Annotated in this window: 18 protein-coding genes and 1 tRNA gene; 11 read left to right on the forward strand and 8 right to left on the reverse strand. The window is 54.9% G+C overall.

Going from position 1 to position 19,463, the window contains the following annotated elements; translation table 11 throughout:
* Positions 1 to 241: 241 nt before the first annotated feature.
* Positions 242 to 910: a hypothetical protein gene (locus tag ACR0NW_RS17405; RefSeq protein ID WP_480451701.1), complete on the reverse strand. Its 669-nt coding sequence runs from the start codon at positions 908 to 910 to the stop codon at positions 242 to 244.
* Positions 911 to 1,244: 334 nt separating this feature from the next.
* On the opposite strand from ACR0NW_RS17405, the gene ACR0NW_RS17410 reads away from it, so the two are divergent.
* The 7 genes from ACR0NW_RS17410 to ACR0NW_RS17440 all read left to right on the forward strand — a co-directional run bounded on the left by ACR0NW_RS17410 (position 1,245) and on the right by ACR0NW_RS17440 (position 6,224).
* On the forward strand, positions 1,245 to 1,757 hold the full coding sequence (locus tag ACR0NW_RS17410) for a hypothetical protein (RefSeq protein ID WP_480451702.1): 513 nt from the start codon (positions 1,245 to 1,247) through the stop codon (positions 1,755 to 1,757).
* Positions 1,758 to 2,231 (forward strand): hypothetical protein, encoded by a 474-nt coding sequence (locus ACR0NW_RS17415; protein ID WP_480451704.1) that lies wholly within the window; start codon positions 1,758 to 1,760, stop codon positions 2,229 to 2,231.
* Positions 2,228 to 2,449 carry a hypothetical protein gene (locus tag ACR0NW_RS17420; RefSeq protein ID WP_480451705.1) on the forward strand — a complete coding sequence of 74 codons (222 nt, stop codon included), beginning with the start codon at positions 2,228 to 2,230 and terminating at the stop codon, positions 2,447 to 2,449. Before ACR0NW_RS17415 ends, ACR0NW_RS17420 begins: the two co-directional genes overlap by 4 nt.
* 1,056 nt (positions 2,450 to 3,505) lie before the next feature.
* On the forward strand, positions 3,506 to 3,649 hold the full coding sequence (locus tag ACR0NW_RS17425) for a hypothetical protein (RefSeq protein WP_480451706.1): 144 nt from the start codon (positions 3,506 to 3,508) through the stop codon (positions 3,647 to 3,649).
* Positions 3,649 to 3,840 carry a hypothetical protein gene (locus ACR0NW_RS17430; RefSeq protein WP_480451708.1) on the forward strand — a complete coding sequence of 64 codons (192 nt, stop codon included), beginning with the start codon at positions 3,649 to 3,651 and terminating at the stop codon, positions 3,838 to 3,840. Before ACR0NW_RS17425 ends, ACR0NW_RS17430 begins: the two co-directional genes overlap by 1 nt.
* On the forward strand, positions 3,822 to 4,130 hold the full coding sequence (locus ACR0NW_RS17435; RefSeq protein ID WP_480451710.1) for a hypothetical protein: 309 nt from the start codon (positions 3,822 to 3,824) through the stop codon (positions 4,128 to 4,130). The genes ACR0NW_RS17430 and ACR0NW_RS17435 overlap by 19 nt, the downstream gene beginning before the upstream one ends.
* 267 nt (positions 4,131 to 4,397) lie before the next feature.
* Positions 4,398 to 6,224: a hypothetical protein gene (locus ACR0NW_RS17440; RefSeq protein WP_480451712.1), complete on the forward strand. Its 1,827-nt coding sequence runs from the start codon at positions 4,398 to 4,400 to the stop codon at positions 6,222 to 6,224.
* A 447-nt stretch (positions 6,225 to 6,671) separates the two neighbouring features.
* Here the strand turns inward: ACR0NW_RS17440 and ACR0NW_RS17445 are convergent, their stop codons facing one another.
* Both ACR0NW_RS17445 and ACR0NW_RS17450 read right to left on the reverse strand, forming a co-directional pair.
* Positions 6,672 to 7,562: a reverse transcriptase family protein gene (locus tag ACR0NW_RS17445; protein WP_480451714.1), complete on the reverse strand. Its 891-nt coding sequence runs from the start codon at positions 7,560 to 7,562 to the stop codon at positions 6,672 to 6,674.
* A complete protein-coding gene (locus tag ACR0NW_RS17450) occupies positions 7,549 to 7,851 on the reverse strand; it encodes a helix-turn-helix transcriptional regulator (protein ID WP_170632146.1) in 303 nt (100 codons plus the stop codon). Before ACR0NW_RS17450 ends, ACR0NW_RS17445 begins: the two co-directional genes overlap by 14 nt.
* A 706-nt stretch (positions 7,852 to 8,557) precedes the next feature.
* Between ACR0NW_RS17450 and ACR0NW_RS17455 the strand changes: the two genes are divergently transcribed.
* From ACR0NW_RS17455 to ACR0NW_RS17470, 4 genes are all read left to right on the forward strand, one after another.
* Positions 8,558 to 9,238 (forward strand): recombinase family protein, encoded by a 681-nt coding sequence (locus ACR0NW_RS17455; protein ID WP_480451716.1) that lies wholly within the window; start codon positions 8,558 to 8,560, stop codon positions 9,236 to 9,238.
* Positions 9,239 to 9,683: 445 nt separating this feature from the next.
* Positions 9,684 to 10,241: a hypothetical protein gene (locus ACR0NW_RS17460; protein WP_480451717.1), complete on the forward strand. Its 558-nt coding sequence runs from the start codon at positions 9,684 to 9,686 to the stop codon at positions 10,239 to 10,241.
* 352 nt (positions 10,242 to 10,593) lie between these two features.
* Positions 10,594 to 13,410: a phage tail tape measure C-terminal domain-containing protein gene (locus ACR0NW_RS17465; RefSeq protein ID WP_480451719.1), complete on the forward strand. Its 2,817-nt coding sequence runs from the start codon at positions 10,594 to 10,596 to the stop codon at positions 13,408 to 13,410.
* Positions 13,411 to 13,423: 13 nt separating this feature from the next.
* Positions 13,424 to 13,588, forward strand: a complete 165-nt coding sequence (locus ACR0NW_RS17470; protein ID WP_480451720.1) for a hypothetical protein — start codon at positions 13,424 to 13,426, stop codon at positions 13,586 to 13,588.
* A 192-nt stretch (positions 13,589 to 13,780) separates the two neighbouring features.
* On the opposite strand, the gene ACR0NW_RS17475 is transcribed toward ACR0NW_RS17470, so the two are convergent.
* The 5 genes from ACR0NW_RS17475 to paaZ all read right to left on the reverse strand — a co-directional run bounded on the left by ACR0NW_RS17475 (position 13,781) and on the right by paaZ (position 19,409).
* A tRNA-Met gene (locus ACR0NW_RS17475) sits at positions 13,781 to 13,857 on the reverse strand.
* A gap of 102 nt (positions 13,858 to 13,959) precedes the next feature.
* Complete coding sequence (locus ACR0NW_RS17480; protein WP_480451721.1) at positions 13,960 to 14,931, reverse strand: alpha/beta fold hydrolase; 972 nt, start codon at positions 14,929 to 14,931, stop codon at positions 13,960 to 13,962.
* Between the two features lies 1 nt (position 14,932).
* On the reverse strand, positions 14,933 to 16,411 hold the full coding sequence (locus ACR0NW_RS17485; RefSeq protein ID WP_480451722.1) for a flavin-containing monooxygenase: 1,479 nt from the start codon (positions 16,409 to 16,411) through the stop codon (positions 14,933 to 14,935).
* Positions 16,412 to 16,497: 86 nt separating this feature from the next.
* A complete protein-coding gene (locus tag ACR0NW_RS17490) occupies positions 16,498 to 17,301 on the reverse strand; it encodes a PaaX family transcriptional regulator C-terminal domain-containing protein (protein WP_480451724.1) in 804 nt (267 codons plus the stop codon).
* Between the two features lie 77 nt (positions 17,302 to 17,378).
* Positions 17,379 to 19,409 (reverse strand): phenylacetic acid degradation bifunctional protein PaaZ, encoded by a 2,031-nt coding sequence (paaZ, locus tag ACR0NW_RS17495; protein WP_480451725.1) that lies wholly within the window; start codon positions 19,407 to 19,409, stop codon positions 17,379 to 17,381.
* Positions 19,410 to 19,463: the final 54 nt, after the last annotated feature.

The following is a 19,463-nucleotide window of genomic DNA, read 5'->3' on the forward strand; positions in this document are numbered from 1 at the left end:
GACGCGCGCCGCCGCTACCTTACAGGCCGTACCAACAAGGACGCCGTTGAGGGTGGTTATGGAGACGGTGCGGGAATGCAGTACCTGTTTGAAAGCTTGAAGCAGGTTAACCCGTTTGAGTATTAAGCAATCAAATCCACTACAGTTGGCGCATGAGAAAATCACCATCTCCCTCCAATTTCCGGAAAGCGTCGTGCAGATTTGCGAACCTACCACTCAATCTCGCGAAATCGCGGATGTTTCATTGCCGACTTAAAGTTGAAAAAGCGTTTTCGCGGCCTTGTTTGTCGAAGACCACGACATCACCACCACCGTTTGCAGAAGGACCGACTTCGACTAGGCTATCCTTGTCTCTCCCACCAACAATTGAAAGGCGGCCTCCTGTTTTGTGGATTGTGAGATAGATGCCGCCGCCCTTTCCGGTCACAATCACTCTGTTGGCCCAAACTTCCTCAGCCGTCAATCGTCCTCGAATTTTGAGGTCTCTGAGTTCCCCAGATTTAACACCTTGCTGGAAGTCATCTATCGCAGTTGTGACGGCTTTTGATAACTGTTCTGTCGCACTTTTTGCGGCTTTGGCGTTGAGTTCCTCTAATTCATCCGAGTGGCTTTGAACTAGCTGCTCGTACGACTTAATTTGATGGGTGGCGGTCGACAACTTACTTTGTAGTTCATTGATTTCAGACGTTGCTTTGCTGAGCACGCTATAGCCCCATGCACCGCCCACCCCAAAAATAACTGCAACGGTAGCTGCAATATTCAAGCGTTGCCGCATGGAACGGACCTTGCCTTCTAGTTCAAGTATCAACTTGGACGGCCCATCAAGAGATGACTGAACCTCCTCTTTTATTTTAATGATTTGGGCCAGTTCGAACCGGGCCAATAGGTTCTCGACTTCAGATCGTTCCATGATACCTGTTCCCGCAATGGTTTCTACCTACTAAGGTTAATCAACGTATGAACAAGCGTGCCACCAATTGAGGTCCAGCGATAGGTAGCTCTGTAAAAGGCGATGATTCCAACGCCGTAATTTGAAGAAACACTAAAGAGTTGTGAGGGGTCGCGGATAATTGGGGGCCTGTATGCCCGATCTCTTTGCCGCTTTGGTTCAATAAGGTCAGCATTACTGACCTTGACCCGTTTTTGCGGTTTTCTTGCTTTGTTCCCAGCTCAGGCGCATAATCCGCACACAACGGGATGAATGATCCAAAGAAAACTTCCTTTATTTGTGAGTAGGTTAACAAGTGCTGACTGTAAGTCAAAGTGATCTGGCCCATGCGGTCGGGCTGACGCGTAATACTGTGACAGCCCGGACGCGTGGGTTGGATTATACCACAGGTCCGATGGGTGCACGGCTCTATCGGCTGGCAGATGTCCTGCCGTCCATCAAGCCGCGCGAGAGAGATGCTGTTCCCGACCTTTTCGGCGCGGCCAAGAATGACGGTGAAGAGCTGTGGGTAGGGGACAATGCGGTCGCCCGTGCCAGCCGCTTGGAAAGATGGTTACAGGGTGAACAGGTCGAACGTCTGTTTGGTGCGAGGGTCGCTTTCACCAATGCTCTGGCACTGTCTGTTCAGTCTTCAGTGCTCTTTGAACACTTGGAAGCGTTGAGGCTCAAGATTGTAATGCCCGACCCAGTTCTGCGTTGGACCGTCCTTGGCGATGCCGATGCACTACCGCCGTTTGAGCACTGGGCTGTGCCGTACGCAATTACCAACGCCCGATACGAAAATCTCTATGAAAAGGAGGCCGCATAGGTGAGCGACCCAAACGAAACTTTCCGCGACTTGGTCGCTACGGACCCGGTTATGCGGGACCGCTGGCTTGGTACGCGTGAGCGTGCTCAGCAGGTGGCCAGCCAGCTTGGTGTGAGTATCGACTCTGACGACGACTTGATTGCACTTCCATCCGTCCGATTGGCTGTTCTTGCCGACGACTACAATGCCGAACAGATGCTGAGCGAAATGCAGGCTCTTGAAACGGTAAAGGAGCAGGTCAGGCAGCGCGAACTTCGCGAGGCGTTGCAGCAGGGCGAAGACGACGCGCATGCCGAACTTAATCGTTTGCCGCGCTTTCAGCGTATGGCACGTGCCCGCGAACTTGGGCTGACTGGTGCTGCGCCTGCGAGTGACCCATCCTCGGTCGCTGACGAGGCTACGCTGCTTCGTCGGCTGCTGACGCTCAGCCCGTCCGAGAGGCTCGCCAAAGCGCGAGCATGGGGGCTGGCATGACACTGGATCAGATAGAGACCATCATTCGGGAAGATCATGGCGGCGCTTGGTGGGCATTGTTCCACGTCTCCGGTGATGGGTTCTTGTTCCTTCCTACAAAACACCGTCTGACAGATCGTGCTTACCAAGAAATCAAACGGCGCTTTGGGGGTGGTGCCGCAGCAACCGCTACAGATCGTCGAACCTCAATTCCAGCAGCGGTGCGTCGGTATGACTAACCCACCCGAAAAGTCGATTTTTGCGGGTGGACCTTTGCCGCCTCCAATGACTGCCGCTCAAGTGAAACGGAAAATGGCGCGTGATGACAAATGGCAAAACGTCCAGCCGCTACGTGCACGCATGACGTATCGGGAACGGGCTGAAGAACAGGCGCGGCTAGAAATGGAGATTCGAGCATTTTTGGAGGCGCGAGATGACGCGGCATAGTGGCATGAAACGCGCACGGGCGCGGTACTTTCGACGCGTAGCGTTGTGGCATGCCAGCAGGATCGCTTGCAATGATGAGGCTGTATGGCGGGCTGCATGGCCGTCTATCGGCAGAAACATTGAGGCCATTTTGGCCAATGAGTTCGGGGCTAAACTTTAAACCTGCGAATGTAGTGGGGGTTCACTTTATTGGAAGGATTTGAACACCGGCTCCGATGCCCCGGCGGTGACGCCCACGTCACCGCCGGGGACCTAAAAATTACAAACTGAATTGGAGAAGATAATGCAGACGTTCCACAACGGGCGATTGCCCGAGACCAAGATTTATGATCGACACGGAAGGCGTAAGCGCGGCGATAACGAGCTAGTTTATGAGCTTTCTTCGATCCTCCACAGCGTCGTAAATCGGTATCCGCGATACCGGTCATGCGGCGGGCTTCATGTATCGTTCAATTGGATCAAGTTGCATCTGGACGACGATCCTAGCTTAACGACACGGGTACTTTCTTCCGCTGGGTTCGTGCCCGGTGAAAACGGCGAGTGGTGTTGGAGGCAGGGCGCTTGGCCCTTATCCAAGGTAGTGAACATGGAATCGCTTGGTGACGCGCTGACGCGCGCCGTCGACTTTCACCGCCCGGTGTGAAGCCGATTGTTACAACCTGAAATAATACAAACTGAGCTTGAAGCTGAGTAGTGGTAATTGGACACCCCATAAATTCAGCTTGAAGCTTAAAACTATATAATATCAATCACTTATTTCTGAATCCGTTGTGTGCCAGCATGTCGCTGAGTAGGTTTCTTCAGGTGTTGAACACACCGATATCGTGAAGTCGAAAGGAGAAAATGAAATGGACGAACAGATTGTAAAGCTGGCTCACGACATCAAGGAAGTCGGCGAAAAGGAACCGTCTTTGGAGCGTGACGAGCAGCTCAGCATGATGTGCGCGGAACTTATCTGCCTGCTTGGCGTGGTTAATGGCAGGACTGCGTGATGGATAAGACTCAGCGAACCGTTGAGGCCGCGCGCACAGCGCTTGTGGCAATTGATTGGGATGGTGAAGACCCTCATCAAGTGGTGGGCCTTATCTATGCGCTGGTCAATGAACTGGAGGCTGTGGGTCACTCTCGTAAAAGCATGTCCGAAATGCTGAAGGCGATGGGTACATGCTGGGCTTGCACATAATGGCTGATGTGTTGTCATCAGTTGCCCGGACCAGCGACGCCGTGATGCGCACGACCGGCAACCAGTTATCCCGAGAAATCTACGCCGAGTTTCAGCATGTAAGTGATCCAGATACGCGGTTTTCACTGATGTGCAACGCGGCGACAGCAGCGGCTGAACACGATTGGGAAATGCTAATTGAGAACCAGATCGACTCCTATCTCGAAGCGTGTTCGCTGCCCGATGGTGTCGAAGAAGATAAACCGGTGGTGGTGTCACCCACTCGCCGGAGAAAGCGCGGGGCGCGTTAGCGCCCTGCCAAACAGAAGGGAAAACCACGATGCAAAACTGACTAAAGGAGAAAACAATCGAATGGCAAACAACTCAGTATTTTCAGCTTCGCTATCTCGCGAAGAACAGTTGCGATCAAAGGTAATGTGATGGGTACCGTGATTGCAATGACCCCGCCGGGAAGACCTACGGTATCGGTTCGGACTAAGATGTCTGACAACGGGAAGAAGTTTAGGAACAAGTTCAACATTCGGGAAATTGACGAAATCCGAGACGTGAAGTGTTACATGGAAAGTCATTTCAAGTGTCAAATTGAAGATCGGGGAGAGGATGACCCCTTTAGCGATCTCGAGTTGGCCAAGTTTTACATGTCGCTCGTGAAGTCGAATATCGACACACCTCAGATCAATATCTTCACGGGCAGGATTGCCAGTAAATGGAAGGTGGCATTGCCCAAGAACCACCTCAAGGCAGCTCACAACTTCGCAGAATATGAGTGGGCAGCGATGGCAGTCGCGAATGATAAGGCGAATGGCGAGGCTAATGTGCGGGGGACCTTCGGTTTCACTGACCTTGCGGATTACGCATATACGCGCATCAAGGACGTCAATGCCTCTTTTGAGCCGGTCGTGTTCCGGCATGGAAAGGAACTGGTTCGGGTCGTTAGGGACGCCAAGACCGGCAAGGATGAAATGGAAATCCTGTTTCCCCGAAGCCTCCGACCTATTGTGAACCGCTATGCTCCGTTCTTCGAAGACCAGAACGGTGAAACTCAGAGCATCAGCGCCCCTATGGATGTGGTCGAAGAGCTTTTCTATGGGGACTATCAGTTTCCAGAATTGACACAGATTGCGACTTACCCAGTTTTCGCCCCTGACGGGGGGCTGATCGACATGAGCGGTTATGACGATGAGACGGGCATCTTTATGTCTCTGCCCAACGATCTGCGCATCCCGTCGGTACCGAAGAAGCCAACACAGCTAGACATTGATCGCGCCTTGCGCATGCTTTGTGACCTGTTTGGCGATTTTCCGTTCGACGGTCAGGCCTGCCGCAGTGAAGGCGAGCCACTAGAGGCCGATGAGATTCCAGCCAGCATGGCGAATACGTTAGCTATGGTGCTTACCCCATATTGTCGGCAGATGATCAATGGCCCGTTGCCTCTCGCATTCATCTCGAAGCCTAAGGTAGCCACTGGCGCGTCTCTGCTTGCCGCATCTTCATACATCATTGCTGCCGGGGTATCGGAACCTTCCGCTGCACTTCCTTCGTCTGAAGAAGAACGCCGTAAGACGATCTTTGCGAGCCTGCGAAAGCAGAAGCCGTACGGCCTTTTTGACAACGTGTCCGGTGAAATCACGTCTGATGCATTGGCCTCAGTTCTGACGGCGACGACTTTTGAGGGGCGAGTTCTCGGGAAGTCTGAGATGGCAACCGTATCGGCAAACGCAATGTTCGTGATGACATCTAACAATGCTCGCCTCAACGAAGACCTTAAGCGACGTGCATTCCTGATCCGCCTAGACGCCAGGATGGAAAATCCGAAGGACCGGAAGGAGTTTAAGTTTGATCTGGAAGGCACCTACGTTTCGGACCATCGCGGAGAACTACTGTGGGCTGCGCTGACGCTCATTAAGGCATGGGTGGCGAATGGCATGCCCCGACCGAAGAATGCCCCGCATATGGCGTCTTACAGTGAGTGGGTAAGAGTTCTTGGCGGTGTTCTCGAAAACGCGGGTGTCAGTACGTTCATTGGAAACGAGGACCAGAAGGATGCTGTTGCGGCTATCAATGAAGCTGAGGGCATCAATAACTTGATTGCGGTCTGGTGGGAAAAGGCAAATGATCCTCAGCAGCAGTTTGTCACAACAGAGATGGTTGCTGGCACGGATGAAGGTTTGGTGGCCTTGTGTTTCGCTGAAGATATTGAACTTGAGGGGGTAAAGAGAACCCGCAAAGACGCAGACCTTATCTATGATGCTACGGCATTGGGCAAATTCCTCGGCGATCACGCTGACGCGTACTTCAATATTGATGGTGTGGAAATCCGCCTCGAAAAGGCTGGAACTCGCCAGAGACGTACCGTGTGGAGGCTGATCCCGAAGGACGAATGACGCTCACGAAGCAATATTGCAAATCGAGATAGGCCGCGTCAGCGGCCTTTTTCGTGTCTCGGTGAGGTGCTTTTATTTGCGGGGTGCGTTTATGAGGTCCACCTCACTTGACCAACCGTCTATTTTTAAAGGGTTAATCCGGAAAGGTGAGGCGGGTGAGGTGATGAGGTGGGTGCGTTCATGCCCTATAGGGGTTTTTCTTTTTCTGCCTTCTTTGCGTAAGCATCCCTATGGGAAAAACTATCTCTCTATAGAACAACATACCAACCTCATTTACCTCACCCACCTCACTTCAAGTCAATTTAGGCCAATATAATAAGGGTTTAGGGCGAGTGAGGTGAGAGGTGAGGTGGTCGCTTCACCTCACCAATTAGATTTACTACGGTTTCGTGATGTGTGTTCGGCGCGAGGGGTGCAATTCAATTTCGCCCGAATGCGTCTTGAGCTTCATATGTCTTCACGCGGCCCATTGCCTGCGCGAATTTGATTAAGCTGCGCCAGCCTTCCGCGCAATTGAGCCTCGAAACTCTTGACTTGAGATGGCGATTTGGATTTGCTCAATTCGTCCCTGACAGCGTGTATTCTTTGTCTTTGCCGATTGGGCGCAGTCACGCCATAGCGTGTCAGGATAACGCCCGTAACCTCGGCGGGGCGATCTCGCCGTGAACGTTCTTTGTGCACGGCATATCGATGCCCGTGACGGTGCAGGATTTTCTTTATTTCCCAAATCGTGCGTTCCGGCACAGTCTCCCCAGAAATCGTCAGGTCGTCTGCATAGACACTGAGCGTACACGAAGCCGTACGCACCGCTTCTTCGATTTCTTCCCACATATCGATGTAAGCAAAGTAGGCAAGGATGGGGCTGCATGGGCTTCCTTGCGGAAGCACGCCTTCCTCCGTCACAATGCGTGCTAAAATCGTCGCGACGTCGTCGCTACACTCCATTCGTGTTCTGAAGAACCATATCACCTTTTTGATGGTGCAGCTCGGAAAGAAGTCTTCAATATCTAGCAGGCGCACAGAGCGCGCGCCGATATGACGCGCGGCGTTGTCGACGTAAGATCGCCCTTCGACCGGCGCAAACAGATAGTCGGGAGGGGCTACACGGTGTAGCAGGTTAGCTATCCGCGCTTGCACAGATTTCAATGGCGGTATGGGCGCGCTTATGTCCCTCATTTCACCGTTTTTCTTAGGCTTTTGGAACTTGATGTAGCCGTTCTCGAGCTTGACGAGCCGCTTGAGCTTGGATGGTGATACCTGCAACAAGTCAGCCAACTTCGCTTTTGTCCGAAGCCGAAAGAACGGGCTATCTCGCAATTGATACTTACGCTTTTCCATCTGCAGTCTTGGCCTCAATGAATTGGAGAAACTGAAGAACTTTGCCTGCTATTGCAGTTTTCGTTCGATCTACCTTGGACGGGTTCTCCAAATTTTCGGCAAAAAACATGATCGAAGACGGGGGCAGGCCAAAAGCATCGGAATACTTCTGTATTACATCTAGTGATGGTGCCTTTTTACCGCTTTCCAGTTCCGAAACATATGATTTGGACAGGCCAAGTCTGTCTGCAAGTTCCTGCTGCTTCATGTCATGAAAAACACGGATAAGACGGAGTGCTTCTGACAGCATTCGTTTTCCCTTTCAACGCTAGGATACAGTGGAAGCGATTTAGTCACCGGGACCCCCTGACAGGGTATTCCAGAACCGCCAGATGCGGTAGGCGAGCCATCCAAGCCGGATTGCCCACTTTAACAGGAACGGAGCGCGAAGCCACGAAGGCCACTTACTCGTTCTTTTCAATCGCTGTTGTCGTTCGTTAGTCTCTAAGGCCATTTCTGGTCTCCTTCTTGCTCACCCATACCCACCGTGGGCAGGGTGTCATCGCGAACAAGAAGTGCGGACAACGACAACCAAACCAAAGTACCAAGAGACCCACGGTCATCGTGGGTCTCTGCTTCGCCGACCGTGTCCCGTGGCGTCCTCTGGGGAGCCGTGGGCCGTGGGGCCGGTTAAGCGGTAGGAGGCGAACCTCCCGCGAGCCTGACGGCTCAAGATGTGACGACTTTTCCTTCCGCTGTGACCAACTGAAATCAAACATAAGAACTGCTGGGCAAAGTTCAAGAAAAAAGTTCGCTGGCGGCGAACTTTTTTCGGATTGCTGCCTTCAGCCGCCCTCGACATCGCAAACAGCAACTCTATTGGGTCAGTTGTATTGACCTTTAATTAATTAACGGAAAAATCTTTTAACCCATTGAAAAGACTCGCGAATCAGATTTTCGGAATGTTACAACTTGCGTAGGGACCCTTGGGAAAGATGTAATTTGGAGGCATTGCCGTGAAGATCGTCGCATATATTCGAGTATCGACCGATAAGCAGGGGCGCAGCGGCCTAGGGCTAGAAGCTCAGCAGATAGCTATCGCTGCCTACGCCAAGGCCGCTAACGCGGCGACGGTTGCTGAATTCCAAGAGGTAGAGTCCGGCAGGAACAACGACCGCCCTGAGCTTGAAAAGGCCCTGAAAATAGCGCGTGTGATGGGGGCCAAGCTAGTAATCGCCAAGCTGGACCGACTGAGCCGCAATGCTGCGTTTCTCCTTAAACTACAGGACTCCGGCGTCGATTTCGTGTGCTGTGACATGCCCGATGCCAATGCCCTGACGGTCGGAATTATGAGCGTGATTGCTCAAGCCGAGTCCCGCATGATCGGTGACAGAACACGCGCAGCCATGCAGGCCGCAAAAGCCCGTGGTCAGAAGTTCGGGAACCCAAATGGTGCAGCCGCCCTACGTCGCGCTGGCAAGGGCAATAGCGCAGCCTGTGCCGCTCAAAGGGACCGCGCTGACGCGCGTGCCAACGATCTGGCAGACGTGCTTGCAGACCTAGATATTGGTGGTTTCAGTACCCTAAGGCAACAGGCAGACGAGTTGAATCAACGTGGGATTAAGACCGCTCGTGGAGGTCGCTGGCACCCCAACACAGTCGCGCGTCTACGCAAGCGATTGGCACAAGCAGCTTAACATCACATTGGCTTGGTTCGTCGCCGCGTTAGCGGCCTGAAAATAAATCACAAGGGGACCCAAGGGGGCAGTATCCCTGTGCTCGGTTAGGCGCGCAGGTGCCTTCTGCCAGCGCCAGAGTAACCCGCCTAAAGTGATGTTAGAAACCGCTGGTTGTACAGGTTGTACACCCACGACCGGGGGACCCAACCGGAAATCGGCACCCCCTGTTTCGATTCAATTCTGGCCTCAAGAAATTTTCAGGTTCATTCGAAAAAAGTTGCGTCGCAGGCACTTGTTAGATCATTTATCCCGATGTTCGCTTTGAACATCAATCTGACGCCGAGCTTGGTTGAGTCCTTTGGCGCTCAGCAAGGACGCTCGACGAAAATACAGGACTCAAGCCGGAAATATATACTACCATCTTACTTTAGGTGTTTTTAGGGAGACGTGGTGGAGGAAGGCATTGTCTGACGAAGAAAGCAAAGAAGGCGAACCGACTGATGGGCCGTCTTCAGAGGTTCGTGTTGCAAAAATTACCGCTAGACAGGCAATCATTGTTGCTGTGATTACAGCTTTTGCTGGCTTGGCTGTAGCATTAGTGCCAAAGCTCCTTGATGGCAAATCCAGCGAACCGCAGGTACAACAATGGTTATCAATCGACAATGTGACCTTTCTGTCTTGGAATGATGCACCATTGCACTTTCGCCTAATTATCCGAGTTAATGGGCAAGCCTACTCTTATCCGAGCAGGCGTCTGTTTATGACGTCGAACTCGCAAGTTTCAAGAGAGACGTTTCCAATTCCAATTGGCGATGAAACACCTCGAGTATCCTTCGAAGGCTTTTATTCGGAGAGAGGCACTGTGATAACTGACATGCGTCCACAGCTCATCAGTGAAGAGGTAGTCGAAGTTCGAGAAACGCCATTTAACGGCACGTACCTATTACGCGAGTCGACGGATACGTGGAGCACGACACCGAGTGCTTCGATTGCATTCTCAGTTTTTGCGACCAAACCATAGTTTGTTGTGTTACCAACGAGTGCCTAGGCCGAATGGTACGTAGGCTAATGTTTGAGTGCCCAGAAACCGTTGCTAATGGCGTCTGAATCACGTGTCACTGTAAGCTCTTAGTAAAACTTCGGTGTTCGAATGCCGTCGCGAAATTAGCTGCATTGTTAAGTGACCCGTTCCGTTCCGTTTCCTTCTGAAAACAGCGGTCCTCCTGTATAATGTGCATATCTCTCAGTCAGTGAGCGCGGTGCTTTTCTTCTTTGCCGCGCACGACTTGGCAGCGTCAGCAACGGCGGGTCTGCATGGCCGTTTCTGACGCCGCCAGCCCTTTTCAGAACAGACCGAAGAAAGAACAAAGCACATGAGCGAAACGCACGAACTGCGTTTGAAGATCAATGCAGCCACCGCTGAATCCGGTGCACGCAAATTCACTGCTGCGTTGGAAGCTGTAAAGCGAGCCGTCCGTGATCTAGATCGGGACAGCACGGGCGCGTTTACCAAACTCAGTAAAATCAATCCTCAGGTTGACGTCTCCCCGCTAACACGGGCAACAACCGCCACTGAAAAACTCAGCACGGCCACAGACAAAGCCGCCGCCACCATCCAACGCACGGCGCTTGCATCAGCTTCCGCGCTCAGGTCTTCGGAGCAGGCCGCACAGCGTCTTGCCCTCCGCATGGGTGATCTCGGTGACGCGCGCGGCATTGCACCGCTCAACGACGCCATGACGCGCCTGCGTTCCAATCTGGTGAACGCCACAAGCACCCTTGATGTGCGTTCTGCCAAGTCCCAGTTCGATGACCTTCGCAGCAGCCTGCTTCAAAACACCGTCGCTGCCGAGCACCTGCGAGGAGAACAGGCACAGCTTGCTCGCCAAACAGAGGAAGCGGCTCGCAGTGCTGCGGATCACGCTGCGCAAATGGATCGGCTCCGGGCAAAGTACAATCCGCTTTATCAGGCCAGCAAAGCCTATGAGACTGCGCTTGAAGAAATCAGCACTGCCGAACGTGAAGGGGCCATTTCCTCCCGTCTTGCGGCTGACGCGCGTCAGCGCGCAGCGCAACAACTTGCCGGTGCGTCCGCCGTAGTCGATCAGCACACCGCCGCCATGCAGCGCAACGCATCCACCACCCAGCAAGGTATCATGTTGGGGCACCAGCTTTCCGATGTGCTCATTACGAGCCAGATGGGCTTTCAAAGCGTCGGCATGATCGCTTTGCAGCAGGGGTCCCAGCTCGCATCTCAGATGAACGCCCTTAAGGCCGCAGGCGGCGGCGTATTTCGCACTTTGCTCGCCGGTTTCACTTCTCTCGTGAACCCACTCAGCCTCATCACCATCGGCGCAGTTGCGGCAGGTGCGGCAATTGCCAAGTGGTTCTTCGCAGCAGGCGAAGAAACGAAGTCCTTCAGTGATGCCCTTTCCGAGGCCAATTCGCGCATTTCAGATTTGCAGCGCGCAACGTCCAATATGTCTGGTGGGAACATTCGCCAGCTTCGCCGAGAATATGGCGCGCTGAACAGTGAACTGGACGCGCACCTTGAGCGATTGCACAAGGTTGCAGAACTGAATGCGGCAACCGCCAATTCAGACATGATCGCCGGTATTCGTGACGCCCTGACCAGCGACGGCAATATCTTTACCAACGACATCGACGCCATCCGCCGCGCCTTCGACACCACCAATGACCGCGCGCGCATCTTCCTTGATTTGATGCACGGCGTTGAGAACGCCCGAACATTTGAACAGCAAGCCGAAGCCGTCTCTAAGCTGCGTAAGGCCGTCGAAGATACGACTGGCGGTCTGGACCGCGCTGAAGGCGGCGCGCGGGGTGTATTGGTGCAGCTTGTACAGGCCGAAGACGCAGCCTTGCGCCTCTTGGCAGCGAACAACGGTAATACTGACGCCACGCGCCGCAGCAGCAGTGCAGCAAGCGCCCTGTCCACTGAGCTGGGGACCGCAGCCGATGCAGCCGCCGCATTGCTCGCAAACCTTGGTTCTGTACCTTCAGCACTCAGCACATTCCAGGGCAGCGTGAAAGACCAACTCGCCAGTATTGCAGCTACCAACCGCAGCCTTGAATTGCAGATTTCCGAAGGTCTGAGTGCTGCCGCCGCGAACCGCACCGTGCAGTTGCAGGACATGGTGAACGCGGCCCAGAGCGGTAGTGGCGTCAGCCTTGACCAGATCGCAAATGCCGCAAACGAGATTGCAGCATTGGAGGCCGCAGCCAAGCAGCAGGATGCCTTGCGCAAGCAGCTCAGCGAACAGAATGGCTCTGGCCGGAAAGGCGGCGGGCGCGTTGAAGCATTGGGGGCGGAGTCTCGCCAAATCGAGAAGTTGTCCAAGCAGATGAACAACCGCCTGTTTCAGATCGAACAGGAAAACGCCGCTCTGGAACTGCTGGCAACTGGCCAAGCTTCAACGCAAGAGACTGCCGAATTGATGGCGGCGGCAATGACGCTTGGCGGTGGTGCAATCGACGAACAGACCGCAGCGATGATCCGTCAGTATGAAGCTGCCCAGACGTTGAATGATCAGTTGCAACGTCTGGCGCGTGATCCCGTGAAAGAATGGATCGACTCCGTTCCAACTTGGACCGAAGCCGGACGGCAGATCGAAGAGGGCGCAATTCGATCCCTTTCAGACGCCGTGGCCGAATTCGCCGCGACGGGTAAGTTCGATATCGAAGCGCTAGGGCAATCCATCCTCCAAACCGCCACGCGGATCATTGCGGACATGGCTGTAAAAGAACTGATCACGCTTCTTGGCGGGAACACCTCTGGGTCCGGTGGTGGAGGTTTCAATTTCGGTACGCTCATTGGTTCGTTCTTCGCGGCTGAGGGTGGGCTAACCAGCAGTCCAACGGCGGTTAACGCCGGGCCGATGATTTCGCCCGCCGCCTATCGTCACGCACCCCACTACAAGGAGGGGACTGCAAATACGTCGGGCATCCCTGCCGTTTTGCATCCCAATGAGGCGGTGATTCCGCTCAGCAAGGGTCGCAAGATTCCGGTCGATCTGGGCGGCACGAACGGTGCGGCAGGCGGTACAGTCATCAGCCAGCCGCAGACATTCAACATCACAACGCCTGATGCTGACAGCTTCCGCAAATCACAGAAACAGATTCAGAACGACGCATTCCGCGCAGGACAGCGCGCGGCGGCGTCAAATAGCTAAATGGAGGCAATGAATGGCATATGAGATGCGAAGCAATCCCGGTAGCCGCCTAGGTATTTGGGCTGACAAGATCGAACAGAAAAGAGTCGCAATGCGGCTGGATCGAAGCGGTTTCCCCCTCCAGCGTGAAGATCAGGATAGCGAACCAGACGAAGATGACGAGGAAGTAAGCCGCTAACGCGGCCACTTAGTGAGTCGCGGGTTGGGCAATTTCACCTCTTTTTTCCACTCATTTTCCACTTCATGTTGTGTGATTTTGTAGAAAGTCGGCGATTCAACACGCCCAGATGGCTATCTGCGCCCGAAGCTAAAACTGAGCTAGAAACCTCATGCTCCCTTGATTTTATAGAGTAAATCTATCTGGGAGGGATGGTAGCGGAGGAGGGACTTGAACCCCCGACACGCGGATTATGATTCCGCTGCTCTAACCAACTGAGCTACTCCGCCATGAGTGAGAGGCGATTTAAGGGAGGTGTGGGGTAGGGTCAAGAGGGAAAACCGTGGAATTACCGGTTTCTTCCCTCTTTCCATTTTCATCATTCAAACCTGTTATTGCGATCCGGCAGGCTCCTGCGGGATTTGATGTGAGGTCGCTACATTTCGAATGAATGCGGCACATTCTGCGGGAGCGGTGATCGGGATCATGTGCCCTCGTCCTTCCAGTTCCTCAACAGCAATACCGAATTGGCGCATCGGTTCGCCATGTTGCCGCGGTGACAGGATTTTATCCTCTGCGCCAAACAGGATGGCCCCGGGCACCGTCAGGTCATTGTAGCGATCGGCTTGGTGCTGGATGCTCAAGTCCGCACCAACCACGTCCTGAGACGCGGTAATATAGGCAGACGGGCGCAACCCCAGTGCGCCTCCGGCTTTGTAGATGAAGTCGTCAGGGACATTTTCGGGCGCGAACACATCAGCCAGAACCTGCGGGGCAGTTTTCCGCGCCATGGGCACCGCAATGGTGTTGCCAATGAGATTTCGCAGCCACCCGGTGCGTATCTCCAGAGCTTTGAATGCAGCCGGTGTGTTGGGCACTTTGTGGGTGAGCGGGCACAACAGGGCCAGAGCCGAGACGTCCTTGGGATAGTCCAGCGCCATCGCCAGTGAAACTGCCCCACCCAGAGAATGGCCGACCAGAACGGCGTCTGATACGCCCTTGATCTGAAGAAATTGATGAATCATGCGCGCCTGCTCGGGCAATGTGCCAAGCTCGGCACTTTCCCGCGTGGAATATCCGCATCCCGGCCGGTCGACCGCGATAACGTGATACTCCTCTGCAAGCAGGTCCATCAGGGCGTAGGTATAATGCTGTAACTGGCCGGACAGACCATGGATCAGAACAATAGTCTGGCGGGCAGGGTCCCCCGCTTCAACATAGTGAATGCTGCCGCCGTCAACCGGGATGACCTTGCCAAGTTGAGGAACCAGTTCCAATCCCTGCCGGGCGAGCCGCCGGGTCCAGAGATGGAGCCCAAGCAGTAGACCACCGATGAGTAGGACTAAGATCAAAAGCACATTCATATCAATTTTCCCCGGTCAATTCAGATGGATCAATTCCGTGGTATTGTTCCAGCCCGCAGCGAGCCATGCGTTTTTTGTACTCGGCCACAGTCCCCGGCCAAAGCGTCGTATTCCGGCCCTCAGCGTCCTGATACCACGAGGTGCAGCCACCTGCCTGCCACACGCTGTTTAAGTGACGTTCTTGCATTTCGCGGGTGAACGCAGCCTGTTTCTCGGCATCCGGAGTTATGATGCTTAGCCCGCCTGCCTTCATCTGTGTCAGCACCTTTCCGATATGCGCCACCTGCGCCTCGATCATCAGCACGACCGAGTTGTGGCCCAGCCCGGTATGTGGCCCGAGCAGGATGAAGAAATTCGGAAACCCTGCAACTGCAGTGCCAAGATTGGCCTGCATGCCGTTGGCCCAGGCATTGCGCAACGTCTGCCCCTCGACGCCGCTTATGTTCAGCCGTTCCATTGCGTCGGTAACACGAAAACCAGTGCCCCATATCAGAACGTCCGTTTCGGTCTGGCTGCCATCGCTTGCAATGATCCTGTTTCCCTCGATGTATTCGACACCACTTGGGATCAGTTCGACGTTTCTGCGGGCCAGGGCCGGATACCAGTCATTCGAACTGAGTATGCGCTTGCATCCGATCCGGTAATCCGGCGTCAACGCTTTTTGCAGTGCAGGGTCGGAGATGGCGTCTGTCAGTGACTTCCGCCACATCTTCATGGCGAATTTGACGGCCCCCTCTTCACCACGAAAGACGCGGTGGCGGAATTCGAATATCCTGTAGATCAGTTCCCGCCGCAATCTGGGCAATGCCTGAAACCGGCCGTAGAGCTTGCGAACCCATGGCGCAATCGGTCCGTCCGGGCGAGGAAGAACATAGGGCGGAGTGCGCTGGAAAATCGTAATTTCTTCTGCGGTTTTGGCTATTTCCGGAACAAATTGCACCGCGGATGCACCTGTTCCAATGACCGCCACACGCTTACCTGCCAATTCCCGGGAATGATCCCATTGGGCCGAATGAAATGCAGGGCCGGGAAAGCTGTCGGCGCCCGGTATTTCCGGGATCAATGGAATGTGCAGCGCACCTATCGCAGACACCAGAATGCGCGATGACCACCTGTGACCGTCTTCGGTTTCGACATGCCAGCGGTCGCCCGCCCATCTGGCGGACTTGAACACCTGATGAAAGTGGCAAAGATCATACAATCCCTCATCCCGCGCGACACGCTGCAGATAGGATTGTATCTCAGCGCCACCGGCATAGGCAGTGCTCCAGTCCGGGTTGAGGTGTGTCGCCATTGAATACAGGTGCGAGGGTATATCACATGCGACACCGGGATAGGTGTTCTCACGCCATGTGCCGCCGATATCGCCGGCCTTTTCCAATATCGTGATGTCCGAAATCCCACGCTTTCGCGCCTCGATCGCCATGACAAGGCCCGAGAAACCGGCGCCTATGATAAGCATGTCGGTCTGGTGCGTCATGGCGCGCCGATCCTCCGCTGGGCGTTCAGCCTGAAGCGTAACAAAAGGAATTGGATCGCGCAGCCTGTGTAGCAGATGCCGTTGGGTCAATCCGATTGATTGACGTCGGCGACTTTCGGGCAGGGCAGGGTACCGAGCAGTCTGAACACTTCGGTTCGGCAGGACGGCCCGGCCCAGTCCTTCGGAAAAAAAATCGGTGGCAAATCCGGATGCCGTAAAACGACTCGGCGCCATCTGTGGACAATCAGTGTGCGCAGGGTTGCAACTTGCGCCGGGGATAGGTCCCAGCCCGGCGGGCGTGTATCATGGGTGCGCCGGACAGCATCACGCAGGCTTTCGCACGCTTCGCGCAACTCCGGCGGGCAAATGCGGGTCTGCAACCACATGGGGACCGAGCGCGCGGTTACCTCGAACGCCATAAGGCCCTCGCAATTCCGGGGCGGTGATCCCGACGCCATGGCAATGTTCTTGCCCATGGATGTGTAATCACGGGTCAGCAGCAGATCATCCAGCGTGCGGATGCCTGGTCCTTCCTCGGCAATCAGTATGTGCCACGTCTCCGGCGTCACCTGTTCGGTTGCATAGATACGGGGCGTCACCTGGGCGGATTGGGTTCGGCCAAAATCAGTCAGAAAATGCATAGAGACTCGGCCAATGCGGGCGCTTTCAATCCATCCATCCTTGCGCAGACGGTGCAGCGCGACACGGATCGCTTCGGGTTTGATGCCGATCGGTTCGATGATGCGAGTCAGCGCGCCGCCTGAAATCTGTGCGCCCCGCTCCTGTGCGAGGTCGCCGAACAGCGAGACGATGATCGACCAGACGCGCAGATTGTGCGGGTCGGTCAGATCGGCCACTGCGGTTTCGAACCACCTTTGGTCACTGGTCATGGGACCAGTTTAAACCCTTAGCGCGGATAAGAAAAACACAAACACCGAAATTGAGGGTTCCGATTGGACTACGGACCTCAATAAGCGTTCATGGTCAGCAACTCGTACTCCGCGACTTTGTCGTCATCCTGATTGGTCAGGGTAACGTGCCAGCGGACCTCGCCGTATTCGTCGGTGCGGCGGGTCTTTTTCCTGACCGTCAGGCGGACTTTGATGCTGTCGCCCGCGCTGACCGGTTTCATGAAGCGCAGGTTGTCCAGTCCGGTATTGGCCAGAACAGGTCCCTCGTTCGGTTCGACAAACAGCCCTGCGGCAAAGCTGAGCAGCAGATAGCCATGTGCCACGCGGCCAGGGAAGAATGGGTTCCTTTTGGCCGCTTCTTCGTCCATGTGGGCATAAAACGTATCACCCGTGAAATGGGCGAAATGTTCGATGTCGTCCATCGTCACGGTGCGGGACGCGGTATGCAGTGTCTCACCAATCGACAGATCTCCGAATTTCCGCGTGAAAGGATGGCTCGGGCCTTTGACTTCGGTCGCGCCGGGAACCCAGGTTTGACCGATTTCGGTCAGCATCTCGGGTGAGCCCTGAATGGCGGTGCGTTGCATGTAGTGCTGGACGCCGCGAACACCGCCCAGTTCCTCGCCGCCTCCCGCGCGACCGGGGCCGCCATGCACCATGTGGGGCAGGGGGGAGCCGTGCCCGGTCGATTCCTTCATCGAGTCGCGATCATTGATGTAGATGCGCCCATTATACGCCGCAGCCCCCAGAACCACATTGCGCGCGATGTCCGGGTCATGTGTGATCAGCGAGGTAACCAGTGAACCCTGACCACGATTGGCAATTGCAATGGCATGATCTGTGTCGCGATAGCCCATGATGGTCGAGACAGGCCCAAAAGCTTCGGTATCGTGAACGCGATTGGCGTTGTCCGGGTCGGCGCAGTGAAACAGCATCGGCGGGACAAACGCGCCTTTTTCTGTATCCGCGCCTTCGATGGCAAACGACTCCGGATCACCAAAAACCCGCTCCGCCTCTTGCCCGATGATTTCTGCCTTGGCCAGGACATCAGCCTTCTGTCCGTTTGAAACCAGTGCCCCCATTCGGGTCGTTTCAAGCCGGGGATCGCCGATGGTGGTTTTTGCAAGACGGGCCGAAAGCGCCTCGATAACCGGTTGGACAAGCCCTTCGGGGGCGATGATGCGGCGAATTGCGGTACATTTCTGCCCGGCCTTCGTCGTCATCTCGCGCGCGACCTCTTTCACGAAAAGGTCGAATTCAGGTGTTCCGGGTGCCGCGTCAGGACCGAGGATTGAGGCGTTGAGGCTGTCCTGTTCGGCAACAAAACGGACAGAATTCTGCAGGATCACAGGATTCTGCCGCAGCTTCAGTGCGGTATCGGCCGACCCCGTAAAACTGACCACATCCTGACAGGTCAGGTGATCCAGCATGTCGCCGATCCCACCTGATACCAGCTGCAGCGCCCCGGCGGGCAGAATGCCGCTGTCCAGCATGACTTTCACGGCCAGCTCAGTCACATAACAGCTGTTGGTTGCGGGTTTCACGATGGCGGGAACGCCCGCCAAAAGGGTGGGGGCCAGTTTTTCAAGCATGCCCCAGACAGGAAAGTTGAACGCATTGATGTGAACGGCCACGCCGCGCAGCGGCGTGCTGATGTGCTGCCCCAAAAAGGTTCCGTGCCGCGATAGTTGCTCAACATCTCCGTCCAGATAGACATGGCTGTCGGGCATCTCACGGCGACCCTTGGAAGCAAAAACGAACATCGTGCCGATACCGCCGTCGATATCGATCAGGTGGTCGTTTTGCGTGGCGCCCGTGTTAAAGCTGAGATCGTATAGCGCCTGCTTGTGCGTCGTCAGGGCCTGAGCCAGCGCCTTGAGCATCTTTGCGCGCTCGTGAAAGGTCAGCTTGCGCAGGGCCGGACCGCCCGTGTTGCGTGCAAATTCCAGCATGGCATTGGTATCAAGCGACGAATTTCCGGCGCTTGCAAAAGCTTCGCCTGTGATGGCCGACGCGATGGTTCGGGCGCCTGCGTCGGGTGCGATCCATTCTCCGGCGGCAAAACTGGAAATCTGTTGCAAGGTCATCGGACTCTCCTGTTCCTGTTACACCGCCGGGCAGTACGGTATCGTTAGGATATA

This window comes from Ruegeria sp. CF5 (assembly GCF_056537325.1).